At 61.2% G+C, this 15,196-nt stretch carries 18 protein-coding genes; 8 read left to right on the top strand and 10 right to left on the bottom strand.

From position 1 onward, the window contains the following. Nucleotides 1-153: 153 nt before the first annotated feature. From ACEWE8_RS15060 to ACEWE8_RS15045, 4 genes are read left to right on the top strand one after another with little or no spacing between them, the layout of a single operon-like run. Nucleotides 154-747, top strand: coding sequence for an aminodeoxychorismate/anthranilate synthase component II (locus tag ACEWE8_RS15060; RefSeq protein WP_046787586.1), 594 nt, complete (start codon nucleotides 154-156; stop codon nucleotides 745-747). A 9-nt stretch (nucleotides 748-756) separates the two neighbouring features. Next, nucleotides 757-1,806: an anthranilate phosphoribosyltransferase gene (trpD, locus tag ACEWE8_RS15055; RefSeq protein WP_046787587.1), complete on the top strand. Its 1,050-nt coding sequence runs from the start codon at nucleotides 757-759 to the stop codon at nucleotides 1,804-1,806. Continuing rightward, entirely contained in the window at nucleotides 1,803-2,636 is an 834-nt protein-coding gene (gene trpC / locus ACEWE8_RS15050; protein WP_046787588.1) for an indole-3-glycerol phosphate synthase TrpC, read from the top strand. Before trpD ends, trpC begins: the two co-directional genes overlap by 4 nt. 45 nt (nucleotides 2,637-2,681) lie before the next feature. Beyond that, nucleotides 2,682-3,386: a lipoate--protein ligase family protein gene (locus ACEWE8_RS15045; protein WP_046787589.1), complete on the top strand. Its 705-nt coding sequence runs from the start codon at nucleotides 2,682-2,684 to the stop codon at nucleotides 3,384-3,386. Here the strand turns inward: ACEWE8_RS15045 and crp are convergent. Beyond that, nucleotides 3,383-4,027, bottom strand: a complete 645-nt coding sequence (gene crp, locus ACEWE8_RS15040; protein WP_046787604.1) for a cAMP-activated global transcriptional regulator CRP — start codon at nucleotides 4,025-4,027, stop codon at nucleotides 3,383-3,385. The two genes, ACEWE8_RS15045 and crp, sit on opposite strands and share 4 nt — an antisense overlap. A 191-nt stretch (nucleotides 4,028-4,218) precedes the next feature. Between crp and ACEWE8_RS15035 the strand changes: the two genes are divergently transcribed. Further along, on the top strand, nucleotides 4,219-4,641 hold the full coding sequence (locus ACEWE8_RS15035; RefSeq protein WP_004376171.1) for an OsmC family protein: 423 nt from the start codon (nucleotides 4,219-4,221) through the stop codon (nucleotides 4,639-4,641). A gap of 111 nt (nucleotides 4,642-4,752) precedes the next feature. On the opposite strand, the gene ACEWE8_RS15030 is transcribed toward ACEWE8_RS15035, so the two are convergent. From ACEWE8_RS15030 to hemJ, 6 genes are all read right to left on the bottom strand, one after another. Continuing rightward, a complete protein-coding gene (locus ACEWE8_RS15030) occupies nucleotides 4,753-5,793 on the bottom strand; it encodes a hypothetical protein (protein WP_046787590.1) in 1,041 nt (346 codons plus the stop codon). A 10-nt stretch (nucleotides 5,794-5,803) separates the two neighbouring features. Further along, entirely contained in the window at nucleotides 5,804-6,451 is a 648-nt protein-coding gene (coq7, locus tag ACEWE8_RS15025; protein WP_012316538.1) for a 2-polyprenyl-3-methyl-6-methoxy-1,4-benzoquinone monooxygenase, read from the bottom strand. 67 nt (nucleotides 6,452-6,518) lie between these two features. Continuing rightward, nucleotides 6,519-6,857 carry a histidine triad nucleotide-binding protein gene (locus tag ACEWE8_RS15020; protein WP_046787591.1) on the bottom strand — a complete coding sequence of 113 codons (339 nt, stop codon included), beginning with the start codon at nucleotides 6,855-6,857 and terminating at the stop codon, nucleotides 6,519-6,521. A gap of 65 nt (nucleotides 6,858-6,922) precedes the next feature. Further along, nucleotides 6,923-7,705, bottom strand: coding sequence for an SDR family oxidoreductase (locus tag ACEWE8_RS15015; RefSeq protein WP_046787592.1), 783 nt, complete (start codon nucleotides 7,703-7,705; stop codon nucleotides 6,923-6,925). A 67-nt stretch (nucleotides 7,706-7,772) separates the two neighbouring features. Then, a complete protein-coding gene (locus ACEWE8_RS15010) occupies nucleotides 7,773-8,729 on the bottom strand; it encodes a nitronate monooxygenase family protein (RefSeq protein WP_046787593.1) in 957 nt (318 codons plus the stop codon). Between the two features lie 30 nt (nucleotides 8,730-8,759). Further along, nucleotides 8,760-9,185, bottom strand: a complete 426-nt coding sequence (gene hemJ, locus ACEWE8_RS15005; RefSeq protein WP_046787594.1) for a protoporphyrinogen oxidase HemJ — start codon at nucleotides 9,183-9,185, stop codon at nucleotides 8,760-8,762. Nucleotides 9,186-9,327: 142 nt separating this feature from the next. Between hemJ and argC the strand changes: the two genes are divergently transcribed. After that, nucleotides 9,328-10,362 (top strand): N-acetyl-gamma-glutamyl-phosphate reductase, encoded by a 1,035-nt coding sequence (argC, locus tag ACEWE8_RS15000; RefSeq protein WP_046787595.1) that lies wholly within the window; start codon nucleotides 9,328-9,330, stop codon nucleotides 10,360-10,362. Nucleotides 10,363-10,529: 167 nt separating this feature from the next. After that, nucleotides 10,530-10,880 (top strand): iron-sulfur cluster insertion protein ErpA, encoded by a 351-nt coding sequence (erpA, locus tag ACEWE8_RS14995; protein WP_046787605.1) that lies wholly within the window; start codon nucleotides 10,530-10,532, stop codon nucleotides 10,878-10,880. Nucleotides 10,881-10,939: 59 nt separating this feature from the next. On the opposite strand, the gene ACEWE8_RS14990 is transcribed toward erpA, so the two are convergent. Together ACEWE8_RS14990 and ACEWE8_RS14985 are read right to left on the bottom strand one after the other, a co-directional pair. After that, nucleotides 10,940-12,031, bottom strand: coding sequence for an anhydro-N-acetylmuramic acid kinase (locus ACEWE8_RS14990; RefSeq protein ID WP_046787596.1), 1,092 nt, complete (start codon nucleotides 12,029-12,031; stop codon nucleotides 10,940-10,942). A gap of 3 nt (nucleotides 12,032-12,034) precedes the next feature. Further along, nucleotides 12,035-13,453, bottom strand: a complete 1,419-nt coding sequence (locus tag ACEWE8_RS14985) for a peptidoglycan DD-metalloendopeptidase family protein (protein WP_046787597.1) — start codon at nucleotides 13,451-13,453, stop codon at nucleotides 12,035-12,037. A gap of 217 nt (nucleotides 13,454-13,670) precedes the next feature. Between ACEWE8_RS14985 and tyrS the strand changes: the two genes are divergently transcribed. Then, nucleotides 13,671-14,870: a tyrosine--tRNA ligase gene (gene tyrS, locus ACEWE8_RS14980; RefSeq protein ID WP_046787598.1), complete on the top strand. Its 1,200-nt coding sequence runs from the start codon at nucleotides 13,671-13,673 to the stop codon at nucleotides 14,868-14,870. A 70-nt stretch (nucleotides 14,871-14,940) separates the two neighbouring features. Here the strand turns inward: tyrS and ACEWE8_RS14975 are convergent. Further along, the coding region (locus tag ACEWE8_RS14975) for a hypothetical protein (RefSeq protein WP_395589320.1) at nucleotides 14,941-15,196 on the bottom strand (256 nt) is incomplete at its 5' end.

Genomic DNA, 15,196 nt, shown 5'->3' with positions numbered 1-15,196 from the left:
GGCGCGCCTGACTTTATCTCTTGCCGGCCTGTCCGGCCCGCCCCCGTTTGCCTTCCTGTCCGTTTCCGAGCGCCCCTAGTGGCAACGCCGTGTCTGTTTTTGGTGTAGGAAGGTTCGACTTTTAAAGTCAGTAGATTCTAGAGGTTTAGCCCGATGTTACTGATGATCGACAATTACGACTCATTCACTTACAACGTCGTTCAATACCTTGGCGAGTTGGGTGCCGAGGTCAAAGTCATTCGCAACGACGAAATCACCGTTGCCGAGATAGAAGCCCTCAACCCTGAGCGCATCGTCGTCTCCCCTGGCCCTTGCACGCCGAGCGAAGCCGGTGTGTCCATCGAGGCCATTATGCATTTCGCCGGCAAGCTGCCGATCCTTGGGGTCTGCCTGGGCCACCAATCAATCGGCCAGGCGTTTGGCGGCGATGTAGTGCGTGCCCGCCAGGTCATGCACGGCAAGACCAGCCCGGTATATCACCGCGACCTGGGCGTGTTCGCCGGGCTCAACAACCCGCTCACCGTAACCCGCTACCATTCCCTGGTGGTCAAGCGCCAGACCCTGCCAGAGTGCCTGGAAGTGACTGCCTGGACTGCACATGACGATGGTTCGGTCGACGAGATCATGGGCCTGCGCCACAAGACACTGAACATTGAAGGGGTGCAGTTCCACCCCGAGTCCATCCTGACCGAGCAGGGCCACGAGCTGTTCGCCAACTTCCTCAAGCAGACCGGCGGCCGCCGCTAAGGACCGAGCATGGATATCAAAAGCGCGTTGAGCCGTATTGTCGGCCACCTGGACCTTTCCACCGAAGAAATGCGCGATGTGATGCGCCAGATCATGACCGGCCAATGCAGTGAGGCGCAGATCGGCGCCTTCCTGATGGGCATGCGCATGAAGAGCGAGAGCATCGACGAGATCGTTGGCGCGGTTTCGGTCATGCGTGAGCTGGCTGACAAGGTCGAGCTGAAAAGCCTTGATGGCGTAGTCGACATCGTCGGTACGGGCGGTGATGGCGCCAACATCTTCAACGTTTCCACCGCCTCCTCGTTCGTCCTGGCGGCGGCAGGCTGCACCGTGGCCAAACATGGCAATCGCGCAGTTTCCGGTAAGAGCGGCAGCGCTGACCTGCTGGAAGCTGCCGGCATTTACCTGAACCTGACACCTACCCAAGTGGGGCGCTGCATTGACAGCCTCGGTATCGGCTTCATGTTCGCCCAGAGCCATCACTCGGCGATGAAATATGCCGCAGGCCCGCGCCGCGACCTGGGCCTGCGTACCCTGTTCAACATGCTCGGCCCGCTTACGAATCCGGCCGGGGTGAAACACCAGGTGGTCGGTGTATTTAGCCAGGCCTTGTGCCGCCCGCTGGCGCAAGTGCTGCAACGCCTGGGCAGCAAGCATGTGCTGGTCGTGCATTCCAAGGATGGCCTGGATGAGTTCAGCCTGGCCGCGCCTACCTTTGTCGCCGAACTGAAGAATGACCAGATCAGCGAATACTGGGTCGAGCCTGAAGATCTTGGCATGAAGAGCCAGAGCCTGCATGGCCTGGCAGTCGAGAACCCACAGGCGTCGTTGGAGTTGATCCGTGATGCACTGGGCCGGCGCAAGACCGAGAATGGCCAGAAGGCTGCCGAGATGATAGTGCTCAACGCGGGTGCTGCGTTGTACGCTGCTGATCACGCCATGAGCCTGAAGGCTGGTGTGGATCTGGCCCACGATGTACTGCACACCGGGCTGGCTTGGGAAAAGCTGCAGGAACTGGGTGCCTTTACAGCGGTATTCAAGGTGGAGAACGAAGCATGAGTGTCCCGACGGTGCTGGAAAGGATCATTGCCCGCAAGTTCCAGGAAGTGGCAGAGCGCAGCGCGCGCGTCAGCCTCGCCGAAATGGAGCGCCTGGCCAAGGCGGCGGATGCCCCGCGCGGGTTTGCCAATGCCCTGATCGAGCAAGCCAAGCGCAAGCAGCCAGCGGTGATTGCCGAAATCAAGAAGGCCTCGCCGAGCAAGGGTGTGATCCGCGAGAACTTCGTACCGTCGGAAATTGCCGTCAGTTACGAAAAGGGCGGGGCGACTTGCCTGTCGGTGTTGACCGATGTGGACTACTTCCAGGGTGCCGATGAGTACCTGCAGCAGGCGCGCGCCGCTGTTTCGCTGCCGGTGATCCGCAAAGATTTCATGGTCGACCCTTATCAGATCATCGAAGCACGCGCCTTGGGCGCAGACTGCGTGCTGCTGATCGTGTCGGCGCTTGATGACGTCAAGATGGCTGAGTTGGCCGCTACCGCCAAGGACGTCGGCCTCGATGTGCTGGTCGAAGTACATGACGGTGACGAGCTGGAGCGTGCGTTGAAAACGCTTGATACCCCGCTGGTGGGGGTCAACAACCGTAACCTGCATACTTTCGAAGTCAGCCTGGAGACCACTCTTGACCTGCTGCCACGCATCCCCCGGGATCGCCTGGCCATCACCGAGAGTGGCATTCTCAACCGTGCCGATGTCGAGTTGATGGAAATCAATGACGTTTACTCGTTCTTGGTGGGTGAGGCGTTCATGCGGGCCGAGCAGCCGGGGTTGGAACTGCAGCGGTTGTTCTTCCCTGAACAGGTGAAGAAGACTGTGCAGCAACTGGACTAAGCAACGTTGAAGCCGGCAATCGCCGGCTTTATCGAAGGTGGATCAATGACCGATCAACCCCTGGCCCTCACCGTCGAGCAGGGCCTGCACGCCGAGCAAGATCTTTTGGCTGCGGTCTGCCGTGGCGAAACCGAAAGTGGTGTGCTGTTCTGGCGCCCGACGGATCATGCGCTGGTCATGCCTCGGCGCATGAGCCGCCTGGACAACTTCGAGGCAGCCTGCTCGGAGTTGGCGATCGCTGGCTGGCCAGTGCTGTTGCGTGAAACCGGTGGGGAGCCGGTACCTCAGTCGCATTCGACAGTGAATGTGGCGCTGGTGTATGTCGCTCCACGCAGCGAAGGCGACCATGGCCGTATCGAGAACGCGTATGAACGCCTCTGCCTGCCGTTGTGCGATGTGCTGCGCGAATGGGGCGGTGTGGCTTCAGTGGGCGAGATCGACGGGGCCTTCTGCGACGGCCGCTATAACGTCAACCTCAATGGCCGCAAGCTGGTGGGGACTGCCCAGCGCTGGCGCCAGGGGCTGGGTGGAAAACGGCCGGTGGTGCTGGTGCATGGTGCGTTGTTGCTGGATAACGAGCGCGAGTCGATGGTCGCGGCGGTCAATCATTTCAATGAATGTTGCGGGCTCGAGCAGCGTTGCCGGGCCGATAGTCATATTGCCCTGCACGAAGTGGCGCCCGCTGTACCCTGGTTCGAGCGCCTGTCGAAGGCTTACAGCGAAGTGCTTGCAGCGCTGCCCAAGGACTAACGGGTACCGTAAACCACCATGGTCTTGCCCTTGACCTGGACCAGGCTGCGTTCCTCGAGGTCCTTGAGCACGCGGCCGACCATTTCTCGCGAGCAACCGACGATACGGCCAATTTCCTGGCGGGTGATCTTGATTTGCATGCCGTCCGGGTGGGTCATGGCGTCTGGCTGCTTGCACAGGTCCAGCAGGCAACGGGCGACCCGGCCGGTAACGTCGAAGAAGGCCAGGTCGCCCACCTTGCGCGTGGTGTTGCGCAGGCGCTGGGCCATCTGGCTGCCGAGGGCGTAGAGAATCTCCGGGTCCTGGCGGGCGAGGTCGCGAAACTTGTCATAGCTGATCTCCGCCACCTCGCACTCGGTCTTGGCGCGCACCCAGGCGCTGCGCTGCTGATCGCTGCCGGCGGGTTCGAACAAACCCAGTTCGCCGAAGAAATCGCCACTGTTGAGGTAGGCGATGATCATCTCGTGGCCTTCGTCATCCTCAATGAGGATGGTGACTGAACCCTTGATGATGAACGACAGCGTTTCGGCCCGGTCACCCGCGCAGATGATGTTGCTCTTGGCGGTGTAGCGGCGGCGCTGGCAGTGCATCAGCAGCTTGTCGATGTTCTTGATCTTGGCGGGTAGGGCTGAGGCAACCATCACGAAATCCTGTTCGATACGACCCATAGGCTCTGGTGGGGAGTCGGCTAACGCGACGCGTCAGTCAATTGGCGCCAGCTTATCAGACACTGCAGGATGTTTCGGCACAAATGCCAAACGTGTGGAGCTTTTCCGACAGCCACACAAGGCTTAAGCTGACACCCTTTTGCGAGATTCAGGAGTACGGACAGATGAAGGCACGCATCCAATGGGCCGGTGAAGCGATGTTCCTTGGCGAATCGGGGAGCGGGCACGTCGTGGTGATGGACGGCCCACCCGAGGCTGGGGGCCGCAATCTGGGCGTGCGCCCGATGGAAATGCTCCTGCTCGGCCTGGGTGGCTGCAGCAGCTTCGACGTAGTGAGTATCCTGAAGAAATCGCGCCAAGCGGTGGAAAGCTGCGAAGCCTTCCTGGAGGCCGAGCGCGCCAGCGAAGACCCGAAGGTGTTTACCAAGATTCATATGAACTTCGTGGTCAAAGGGCGCGGGCTGAAAGAGGCTCAGGTCAAGCGTGCGGTGGAGCTGTCGGCGGAAAAATATTGCTCGGCGTCGATCATGCTGGAGCGCGCGGGCGTGGAAATCACCCACGGCTACGAGATCGTTGAGCTGGGTTGAGATTTGTGGGCTGCTGCACAGCCCTTTCGCGACACAAGGCCGCTCGAAGGTTCGCGGTCTGTGGGCGCGGCCTTGCGTCGCGAAAGGGCCGCAAGGCGGCCCCGACGCTCTTCAGTTGCGCAAGGCTGGGAGAGCCACTACCAGCCAACGGGGTACGCAACGCCTCAATGACTGGCTGAGGTGCTCCCGGCGCTTTTGATAACCCAGCCCCAGCCCGATTACCCCCAGCCCGATCAAGGTCAGCACCACCGGGAACAGCAGCGACTCGGCAAATACCTCGTAAGACAGGTAGCCAAGATAAGCTGCCACCCCCAGCGCCCCGAACACCATGAACACAGGCCGGCGCAGCAGCACCGCCATTGCCATCAGACCCAGGTTGATCAGACAGTACAGCGCCTTACCCAGCTCGCTGTCGCTTTCGATCATCGTCAGCCCACCCCAGAACGCTGCCAGCCCTGCCAGGTAACCCCAGTGGGCGTAATCCTCACGCGTGCGCCCGTCGACCAGCAGAAACACCATGAGCAGCCCGAGCCCGAACCACAGCGAAACCGTGCGCCGCTGTTCCCAGCTGAACGGCGAGCCGAACACCCACTCGCTAAGGTCCATCGACATGAACCATAAGGCCACGGCAATCGGCATCACGATAAACGGGTAGGGGATCAGGCGCAGCATCAGCAAACCGGCGACCACCGTGGCCGCCTCCATCATCAGCCATCCGCCCTGCACATAGGTGTAGTACTGGTGATAGTCCGTTTGCCGATCGTCCAGTGGCCACCACCCGGTCAGGCGTTCGATGGCAAAGACAGCCAGGGGAACGATGCTTACCGCGACCGCCGCCAGGACGCCAGCTGCGATGGGTTGCTGGCGCTTTTGCAGGTTGAGGGCGAACAGGGTGAGAAGACCGATGTAAAGAACGGCGATGGCCAGCAGCGCCCAATCACCGATTCGCATCCAGGCTTCGGTCAGCAGCCAGCCCATCGCCCCCATGATCAGTAGGGCGCCGAAATAGAAGGCGACGTGTGCCAGCTGGAAACTGCCACGAGCTGCTGGCTGCTGGCGCAGAAAGTCCAGCAGGGCCTTGTCCTGGCCCGGCTGGAGAACTCCTGCTTGTACGGCGCGCGCCAGGTCCTTGGCGTCGATACGGTCCGTCATTGGCGTGCCCTTAGATGCGGTAAGTGCTTTTGGTCATGACTTTGGCCAGCATGCTCATACCGAAACGTACCGGCGCGGGGAAGCGATAGCCTCCTGCTTCAAGGGCCGAATCGGCGTGTTGCTCTTCGTCGACGCGCATCTGCTCGAGAATTGCACGGGACTTTTCGTCCTCATGGGGGATCTGCTCCAGGTGTTCGTCCAGGTGTTTGCACACCTGATGCTCGGTGGCGGCGACGAAGCCCAGGCTGACCTTGTCGCTGACCATGCCGGCGAGCGCGCCGATGCCGAACGACATGCCGTAGAACAGCGGATTGAGCACGCTGGGGTGGCTGCCCAGTTGACGGATGCGCTGTTCGCACCAGGCCAGGTGGTCGATTTCTTCCTCGGCTGCATGCTCCATTGCCTTGCGCACCTGGGGCAGCTTGGCGGTCAGGGCCTGGCCTTGGTACAGCGCCTGGGCGCAGACTTCGCCGGTATGGTTGATGCGCATGAGCCCGGCGATGTGGCGGGTCTGGCTTTCGTCCAGCTCGACGTCGGGCTGGACAATGGCCGGAGACGGCCGGGAGGGTTGGCCGCTGAAGGGCAGCAAGGTGCGCATGGCGGTATCGGCCTGCAGCAACAAGCGGTCGAGCGGCGAATAGTGACGTTCGGTAGCCATCGGGCACCTCCGCTGAAGTGATGCCCGACAGTTTACCTCAATCGCCCGGGGGTGGGCTTGCCTTGGGTCAGCCCGGTGGCCAGTGCATCTGGCGCTGGCCGAGCACGTGCATGTGGATGTGGTAGACGGTCTGGCCGCCTTGCTCGTTGCAGTTCATGACCACGCGGAAGCCATCGTCGCAGCCAAGCTCCTTGGCCAGGCGCTGGGCGGTGAACAGGATGTGGCCGGCCAGGCCCTTGTCCTCTTCGGTCAGGTCATTGAGCGTACGGATTTGTTTTTTCGGGATGACCAGAAAGTGCACCGGCGCCTGGGGCGCGATGTCGTGGAAGGCCAGAACCTGGTCGTCCTCGTAGATGATCTTCGCCGGGATTTCCCGGTTGATGATCTTGATGAATAAATCGTCCACAGCACTTGCTCCAAGGTGAGTGTCCTGGCCGAGTGTACTTAGCCAGGCGCCGCTCGCCCAGTGGGCTATTCCATTCCGACCGGGCAGTAACGGCGGTGGATGAAGCCTGCAAGCTTGCGCGCCAACCAGCGGGGCAACAGGCGCGGGGCGAATGCCAGCCAGCGGTTGCGGCGAACCGGAATGATCAGCGCCCGGTTTTTCGCCAATGCGCGCACGGTGTACAGCGCCACCTCTTCGGGGCTGAGGCAGCGGCTGCTGCCCTCGAGCCTGGGAATACGCCGGCGCGAAGAGCGCACCGGGCCGGGGCAAAGGACCGAAACCTTGATGCCCGTGGGTTTGAGCTCTTCGCGCAGGGCTTCGGTGAAATGCAGCACATAGGCCTTGCTGGCGGCATAGGTGGCCATCCAGGGGCCTGGCGCTACGGCGGCCAGGCCGGCGACATTGAGGATCTGCCCACCACCCTGTACTGCCATGAGGTTGCCGATGGCATGGCACAGGCGGCTCATGGCGAGAATGTTCACCTCCAGCAGGTCCTGCTCGTCTGCCCACTCGTGGGCGAGAAACGGGCCATAGGTACGTTGGCCGGCGCAGTTGACCAACAGGTCGATGCGCCGCTCGCCCTCTTCCAGCTCGAGTACGAAACCGGACAGGCGCAGCGGTTGGCTGAGGTCGCAGGCGCGTAGCAGTACTTCGACGCCGAAGCGCTGGGTCAGCTCGATGGCTACCGGCTCAAGGGTTTCACGGTTGCGTGCCACCAGGATCAGATTGCGCCCGCGCCGCGCCAGAGCTTCCGCCAGGGCCAAGCCCAGGCCGCTGGAAGCACCAGTGATCATGGCGTAACGGGTCATGCAAGGCTCCTGAGGGCTAAAGAGGGCGCCTAGTGTACAGCGTGGCCAGGCCAGGTGTTGCCTTTTGCTACAAGGCCTTGGCGCGTAACGCCTGGCTGCGCTCCAGGGCTGCTCTGTACTCGCCGTGCAGGCGCTCGATCAGTGCTGCGGCGCCGGGCAGGTCATGGATATCTCCCACGCCTTGCCCGGCAGACCATACTGTCTTCCAGGCCTTGGCTTCATCATCGATTGGCTTGAGTTTGCCCTGTTCCTGGCCGGCTTTCAGTGCGGCCATGTCATACCCAGCCTGTTCAAGGCTCTGGCGCAAAAAGCTTGCCGGTATGCCGGAAACCGCTGGGGTATGGACGATGTCCGCTGCATGGGCGCCGAGCAGCATCTGTTTATACGCCTCTTGGGCATGGCTCTCCTGGGTGGCAATGAAGCGAGTCCCCATGTAGGCCAGGTCCGCGCCAAGCAACTGGGCGGCGAGTATTTCATGGCCGTGGTTGATGCAGCCGGCCAATAGCAGGGTCTTGTCGAAAAACTGGCGGATTTCGGCCGCAAGGGCGAACGGGCTCCAGGTGCCAGCATGCCCGCCCGCACCTGCCGCCACCGCGATCAGGCCATCGACGCCGGCCTGTGCAGCTTTCTCAGCGTGACGCCGGGTGGTCACATCATGGAACACCAGGCCGCCATAGCCGTGTACGGCATCGACGACTTCCTTCACCGCGCCAAGACTGGTGATGACTATAGGCACCTGATGCTCGACACACAGGGCAAGGTCAGCCTGCAGGCGCGGGTTGGATGGGTGGACGATCAGATTGACCGCATAAGGGGCTGGCGCCTGCAGCTGCCCAAGGCCCACTTCGATCTCCTCGAGCCAGCCCTTGAAACCGGCACTGTCGCGCTGGTTCAGGGCGGGGAAACTGCCGACCACGCCGTTGCCGCAGCAGGCCAGGACCAGCTGGGGGTTGGAGATCAGGAACATCGGCGCCGCCACCACGGGCAAGCGCAGGCGTTGTTCGAGCGAAGCAGGCAATGACATGGGCGGGGCTCCTGTACAGTGCGATTGTCGTCAGAACGGTTTGACCACCACAAGAATCACGATGGCCAGCAGGAACAGCACGGGTACCTCGTTGAACCAGCGGTAGTAAACGTGGCTGCGGGTGTTGGCACCGGTGGCAAAGCGTTTGCGCTGGGCGCCGCACATGTGATGGTAGCCGGTGAGCAGGAGCACCAGTGTCAGCTTGGCGTGCAGCCAGCCCTGGCTCAGCCAGCCTGGCGTGAGATAGAGCATCCAGGCGCCGAACACGTAGGTGGCAATCATCGCCGGGTTCATGATGCCGCGGTACAGCTTGCGCTCCATGGTCACGAAGCGGTCCTGGCTGATGCTGTCCTGGCTTTGGGCGTGGTAGACGAACAGCCGGGGCAGGTAGAACAGACCGGCGAACCAGCAGACGACGCTGACGATGTGCAGCGCTTTTATCCATAGGTAAAGCATGGAGAGAGTTCCTTCAGGTATTCACGGTCGTCAGATAGTAGAGGCCAAGCGCCCGAAGGGTCACCCGAAGAGTTGTTACAGGCGCCTTGCGCCCCTATCATCGTGCGCTTTCCAGACGGCTCGTTGATAAGGGGCAAGCGTTATGATCAAGGTCGGTATCGTCGGCGGCACGGGTTACACCGGCGTCGAACTGTTGCGTCTGCTGGCACAGCATCCACAGGCCGAGGTGGCGGTCATCACTTCGCGCTCCGAGGCGGGCGTAGCGGTCGCCGACATGTATCCGAACCTGCGCGGCCACTATGACGGCCTGGCTTTCAGCGTGCCGGACAGCAAGGCTCTGTCAGCTTGCGACGTGGTCTTCTTCGCCACCCCGCACGGTGTCGCCCACGCTTTGGCCGGCGAGTTGCTGGCTGCCGGGACCAAGGTCATTGACCTGTCCGCCGACTTCCGCCTGCAGGACGCTGCCGAGTGGGCAAAATGGTACGGGCAGCCGCACGGCGCGCCGGAGTTGCTCAAGGATGCGGTCTACGGCCTGCCTGAAGTCAACCGTGAGAAAATTCGCCAGGCGCGCCTGATCGCTGTGCCGGGCTGCTACCCGACCGCTACCCAGTTGGGCTTCCTGCCGCTGCTTGAAGCTGGCCTGGCCGACCCGTTGCGCCTGATCGCCGACTGCAAGTCGGGTGTCAGCGGCGCCGGTCGTGGCGCCGCCGTGGGTTCGCTGTTCTGCGAAGCTGGCGAGAGCATGAAGGCCTACGCGGTCAAGGGCCACCGTCACTTGCCGGAAATCAGCCAAGGCCTACGCCTGGCTGCAGGCACGGACATCGGCCTGACCTTCGTGCCGCATCTGACCCCGATGATCCGCGGCATTCACTCGACCCTGTACGCGACAGTTGCCGATAAGTCGGTCGACTTGCAGGCACTGTTCGAGAAGCGCTACGCAGACGAGCCGTTCGTCGACGTGATGCCCGCGGGCAGCCACCCGGAAACCCGTAGCGTGCGCGGTGCCAACGTCTGCCGTATCGCCGTTCATCGCCCGCAAGGTGGTGACCTGGTGGTAGTGCTGTCGGTCATCGATAACCTGGTCAAGGGCGCGTCAGGCCAGGCGGTGCAGAACCTGAACATCCTGTTTGGCCTGGACGAGCGCATGGGCCTGTCCCATGCGGGCCTGCTGCCCTGACAGCAGCCACAAGCGGCAAGCGGCAAGCTCTAAGCTGCAAGTGAGCGTATTGCGTTCAGCTTGGAGCTTGTCACTTGCTGCTTACGTATTGTTGACCGATTTTCTCGGAGAAGCGGATAATGCGCGTCATCGAGTTTTATGGCGGCTACTGCGCCGGGAGAATCAACATGAGCGTCGAAACCTTCACCCCCACGGCTTTGGAATTTACTCACGGCGCCGCGCAAAAGGTGAAGACCCTGGTTTGCGAGGAAGGCAATGATCGCCTGAAGCTGCGGGTTTTCGTGACCGGTGGCGGCTGCTCGGGTTTCCAGTACGGCTTCACCTTCGATGAAGATGTGGCCGAAGATGACACCATCGTCGAGCGCGAAGGTGTATCTCTGGTGGTAGATCCTATGAGCTTCCAGTATCTGGCGGGCGCGGAGGTGGATTACCAGGAAGGCCTTGAGGGCTCGCGCTTCGTGATCAAGAACCCGAATGCCGCTACCACTTGTGGCTGCGGCTCTTCCTTCTCGATCTGAAGCCCGGTGGTACAAAAAACGCCGCGCATTTGCGCGGCGTTTTCGTTGCGGTCGCAAGGTCAGGCCGGGTAGATCGCGCCGAGAACCCGCAGCCCCTTGGCTGCCGTCACGCTGGGGCGGTTGGCGGCGATGCCTTCCAGGCAGCAGTGGGCCAGCCAGGCAAATGCCATGCCCTCGACCCAGTCGGGGTCTACGCCATATGCCTGGGTGCTGGTGACCCGGGCATCGGGTAGCAGCGCGTCAAGGCGAGCCATCAATGCACCGTTGCGTGCACCGCCGCCACATACAAGCAGCGCTTCTGTGCCTTGCTGTGCATCGCGCAAGGACTCGATGATGCTGCGCGCCGTCAGCTCGAGCAGCGTGGCCTGAACATCTTCGTCACGATAATGCGGCATGCGAGCGAGATGGCCATCCAGCCAAGGCAGGTTGAACACTTCGCGGCCAGTACTCTTCGGGCCGCTGCCGGCGAAGAAAGGGTCGCTCAGCAACGCGCCCAGCAAATCGGTCTGGACCACACCAGTAGCTGCCCAGGCGCCGTCTGCGTCATAAGCCTGGCCGCGTTTACGCTCGACCCAGGCATCCAGCAACACATTGCCGGGGCCGCAGTCGAAACCGTGGACCGGCGTGTCGTGCTCGATCAGGCTGAGGTTGCTGAAACCGCCTACGTTGAGCACTGCCAACCGCTGGCCAAGACGGCCGAACAGGGTTTCATGAAACGCCGGTACCAACGGAGCGCCTTGGCCGCCAGCAGCCACATCGCGCCGGCGGAAGTCGGCTACCACTGTGATCCCGGTGAGCTCGGCGATTAACGCCGGGTTGCCGATCTGCACGGTAAAGCCACGGGCAGGCTCGTGGCGGATGGTCTGGCCATGGCTGCCGATGGCGCGGATGGCGTCAGGCTGCAGCCCCTGCTTTTTCAGCAGCTGCTGTATACCTGCTGCGGCCAGGCTGGCCCAGTGGTTTTCCGCCAACGCTGCACGTGCGATTTCATCAGGGCCGCTGGCACACAGGGCAAGCAGTTGCTGACGCAGGTCGGCGGGCATTGGCAGGTAGTGGGTGGCGAGCAGCTTCAGCTGCTCGCCTTGCTCGATCAGGGCAATGTCCAGGCCGTCGAGGCTGGTGCCAGACATTACCCCCAGGTAGAGCGCCATAGCTCAGCGCTTGTTCGCTGCGAGCATGGTGGCCTTTTCCTGATCCATGCGCGCGATCAGTGGCTTGCTCTGCTGCAAGAACCGCTGGCGTTCGGCCTTGGCGATCGGATCGGACATCGGTACTTTCTGGCTCAGCGGGTCGACGTGGACGCCATTGACCTGGAACTCATAGTGCAGGTGCGGCCCTGTAGACAGGCCGGTGGTACCGATATAACCGATGATCTGCCCCTGCTTCACACTGCTGCCGGTCTTGATGCCTTTGGCAAAGCCCTGCATGTGCCCGTAGAGGGTCTTGTACCGGTTGCCGTGGGCGATGATCACTGTGTTGCCGTACCCGCCGCGACGGCCGGCCAGCTCGATGCGACCGTCACCGGCTGCCTTGATTGGTGTGCCGCGTGGCGCGGCATAGTCGACGCCCTTGTGTGCGCGGATCTTGTTCAGAATAGGGTGCTTGCGGCCAGCGGAAAACCGCGAGCTGATACGGGCAAAGTCCACGGGGGTACGGATGAACGCCTTGCGCAGGCTGTTGCCGTCGGCTGTGTAGTAGCTGGTGTTGCCCTGCTTGTTGGTATAGCGCACCGCAGTGTAGGTCTTGCCGCGGTTGGTGAAGCGGGCGGACAGGATGTTGCCTGTACCGATCACCTTGCCATCCATGACTTTCTGCTCGTAGACGACGTCGAATTCGTCACCCTGGCGGATGTCCTGAGCGAAATCGATGTCGTAGCCCAGTACTTTGGCCATGTCCATGGTCAGGCTGTGCGACAGGCCGGCACGCTGGGCCGAGGCCGACAACGAACTTTTGATCACGCCGTGGGCGTAGGCAGTGCGTACCAACGGCTTGCTGATTTCGCGGTCGAAGCTGTAGCCCTTGGCGGTCTTTGTCAGGCGGATGGTCTCGAGGGTACTGACCTTGCTTTGCAGGCTGGCCAGTTGGCCGTCCTTGTCGAGTTCGAATTGCAGCACCTGGCCATGCTTGAGCTGGCTGAACTGCTTGGCCTGCTTGTTGCTGGCCAGCAGGTCGTGCACCGCATTGGCGGGCAGGCCGACTTTTTCGAACAGGGTGGACAGTGTATCGCCACGCGCCACGGTGATTTCGCGATGCCCAGGCTCCTTGGCCTCTGGTTTCTGTTCTAGGGCTGGAAGTTCTTGAGTAGCTTGCTCGGTCTTGGAGTCGGCACCTTCGATTTGTGCGAACGGTGAGCCTTGATCTGCTTCGCTCTGCACCAGGGGCGCGGCACCGGGCTCGCCCTTCAGTTGCTCTGCCGGGCTTTCCAGCTCGAGGCTGAGCGTGGTCTTCTTGGCTTCGACTTCGCTGGACGGAAATACCAGCAGAGCCAGGCTGAGCAGGGCGGCGATGCCGCTGGCGGCCAGCAGATGGCTTTTCGGATAAAGCGGTGGCGCTTTAGGCGTTTCGTCGGTCATAGGTAAGGTGGCTTTTTGAAGAAAAGTGAATATGGAAAAGATGAATGACATGATGAAGATGAAATAACTGTATAAAATATAACCAAATCCAATTTCACGCAAGGGCGCGTAGACGCCGCGAGGCTGCGGTCAGGTCACATCCCGTTGCGAAACTTGTATTTGATGGCCGATCTTGTATGGTTGGCTCCCCTTGAATCTGAGCCTTGCGGGTCTGTCTATGAAGTCGGTTGAAGAGCAGCTGGCGCTTATCAAGCGCGGTGCGGAAGAAGTGTTGGTCGAGTCGGAACTGGTCGAGAAGCTCAAGCGCGGCCAGCCTCTGCGTATCAAGGCAGGTTTCGATCCGACTGCGCCTGACCTGCACCTGGGGCACACCGTGCTGATCAACAAGCTGCGCCAGTTCCAGGAGCTGGGTCATCAGGTCGTCTTCCTGATCGGCGACTTCACTGGAATGATCGGTGATCCGAGTGGCAAAAGCGCGACGCGCCCGCCGTTGACCCGTGAGCAGGTGCTGGATAATGCCGAGACCTACAAGCAGCAGGTGTTCAAGATTCTCGACCCGGCCAAGACCGAGGTCGCGTTCAATTCCACCTGGATGGACAAGCTGACACCGGCTGACTTCATTCGCCTCGCGTCGCAGTACACGGTGGCGCGCATGCTTGAGCGCGACGACTTCGACAAGCGCTATACCACCAATCAGCCGATCGCCATCCATGAGTTCCTTTACCCGCTGGTACAGGGGTACGACTCGGTAGCCCTCAAGGCTGATGTGGAGCTGGGTGGTACCGACCAGAAGTTCAACTTGCTGATGGGGCGCGAGCTGCAGCGCGCTTACGGCCAGGAAGCGCAGAGCATCGTGACCATGCCGCTGCTCGAAGGGCTGGACGGCGTTAAGAAAATGTCCAAGTCGCTGGGCAACTATGTCGGTATCCAGGAAGCGCCTGGGGTGATGTACAGCAAGCTGGTGTCGATCCCGGACACGCTGATGTGGCGTTACTTCGAATTGCTGAGCTTCCGCTCCATGGAGGAGATCGAGCAGTACCGTGCTGATGTCGCCAATGGTGCGAACCCGCGCGACATCAAGATCAAGCTGGCGGAAGAGCTCGTTGCGCGTTTCCATGGTGAAGAGGCGGCTGCCAACGCCCACCGTGCGGCGGGTAATCGCATGAAAGAGGGAGAGTTGCCGGAAGATCTGCCCGAGATTGAAGTGGCCGCGGCTGAAGACTTGCCGATCGCTGCTGTGCTGAACCGTGCTGGCCTGGTGAAGAACTCGGCGATGGCGCGCGATCTGCTCAATGGTGGTGCGGTCAAGGTTGATGGTGTGGTGGTCGAGCGTGACTTCTTGTTTGCGATTGGCGCCACTCATGTGTGTCAGGCGGGCAAGAAGGCGTTTGCCCGGGTTACGCTCAAGGCGGAGTGAGTGTCTGGTGGCGTAGCTATATATAGAAGCGGGGAGGCCGACAGGCCTCCCCGCTTTGTTTTAGGCGATATCAAGGTTTATTGAAATTAAGCCTTGACGGGGGTTCTAATCCCCTTATAATGCGCCCCACTTCCAGCGTAGTCGGAACGAGAAACTCCTTGAAATTCAAAGAGTTGCTTAATCCAGGTAGTGCTGGTAGTGCTTCGATCGTCTGATCGATAGCGGTTGAAATGGTGGTTGACAGCGCTTCTAAACGCTGTATGATTCGCTTCCCGCTACGAGAGATCGCAGCGAGCCAAGTGTTTGAAGTTGAACGAGTTTCTCGC

This window comes from Pseudomonas sp. TR47 (assembly GCF_044143025.1).
GTDB classification, from domain to species: Bacteria; Pseudomonadota; Gammaproteobacteria; order Pseudomonadales; family Pseudomonadaceae; genus Aquipseudomonas; species Aquipseudomonas putida_E.
Note: the sequence above shows the minus strand (reverse complement) of the source record. Positions and strands in the feature narration are given on the sequence as shown.

Bases quoted from the DNA above. Each gene is read 5' to 3' on its own strand.
- argC (WP_046787595.1), top strand. From the start codon at position 9,328: ATGATCAAGGTCGGTATCGTCGGCGGCACGGGTTACACCGGCGTCGAA.
- erpA (WP_046787605.1), top strand. From the start codon at position 10,530: ATGAGCGTCGAAACCTTCACCCCCACGGCTTTGGAATTTACTCACGGC.
- crp (WP_046787604.1), bottom strand. From the start codon at position 4,027: ATGGTTGCCTCAGCCCTACCCGCCAAGATCAAGAACATCGACAAGCTG.
- ACEWE8_RS15035 (WP_004376171.1), top strand. From the start codon at position 4,219: ATGAAGGCACGCATCCAATGGGCCGGTGAAGCGATGTTCCTTGGCGAA.
- ACEWE8_RS15060 (WP_046787586.1), top strand. From the start codon at position 154: ATGTTACTGATGATCGACAATTACGACTCATTCACTTACAACGTCGTT.
- ACEWE8_RS15015 (WP_046787592.1), bottom strand. From the start codon at position 7,705: ATGACCCGTTACGCCATGATCACTGGTGCTTCCAGCGGCCTGGGCTTG.
- ACEWE8_RS14985 (WP_046787597.1), bottom strand. From the start codon at position 13,453: ATGACCGACGAAACGCCTAAAGCGCCACCGCTTTATCCGAAAAGCCAT.
- ACEWE8_RS15030 (WP_046787590.1), bottom strand. From the start codon at position 5,793: ATGACGGACCGTATCGACGCCAAGGACCTGGCGCGCGCCGTACAAGCA.
- ACEWE8_RS14990 (WP_046787596.1), bottom strand. From the start codon at position 12,031: ATGGCGCTCTACCTGGGGGTAATGTCTGGCACCAGCCTCGACGGCCTG.
- trpD (WP_046787587.1), top strand. From the start codon at position 757: ATGGATATCAAAAGCGCGTTGAGCCGTATTGTCGGCCACCTGGACCTT.
- ACEWE8_RS15045 (WP_046787589.1), top strand. From the start codon at position 2,682: ATGACCGATCAACCCCTGGCCCTCACCGTCGAGCAGGGCCTGCACGCC.
- ACEWE8_RS15010 (WP_046787593.1), bottom strand. From the start codon at position 8,729: ATGTCATTGCCTGCTTCGCTCGAACAACGCCTGCGCTTGCCCGTGGTG.
- tyrS (WP_046787598.1), top strand. From the start codon at position 13,671: ATGAAGTCGGTTGAAGAGCAGCTGGCGCTTATCAAGCGCGGTGCGGAA.
- coq7 (WP_012316538.1), bottom strand. From the start codon at position 6,451: ATGGCTACCGAACGTCACTATTCGCCGCTCGACCGCTTGTTGCTGCAG.
- hemJ (WP_046787594.1), bottom strand. From the start codon at position 9,185: ATGCTTTACCTATGGATAAAAGCGCTGCACATCGTCAGCGTCGTCTGC.
- trpC (WP_046787588.1), top strand. From the start codon at position 1,803: ATGAGTGTCCCGACGGTGCTGGAAAGGATCATTGCCCGCAAGTTCCAG.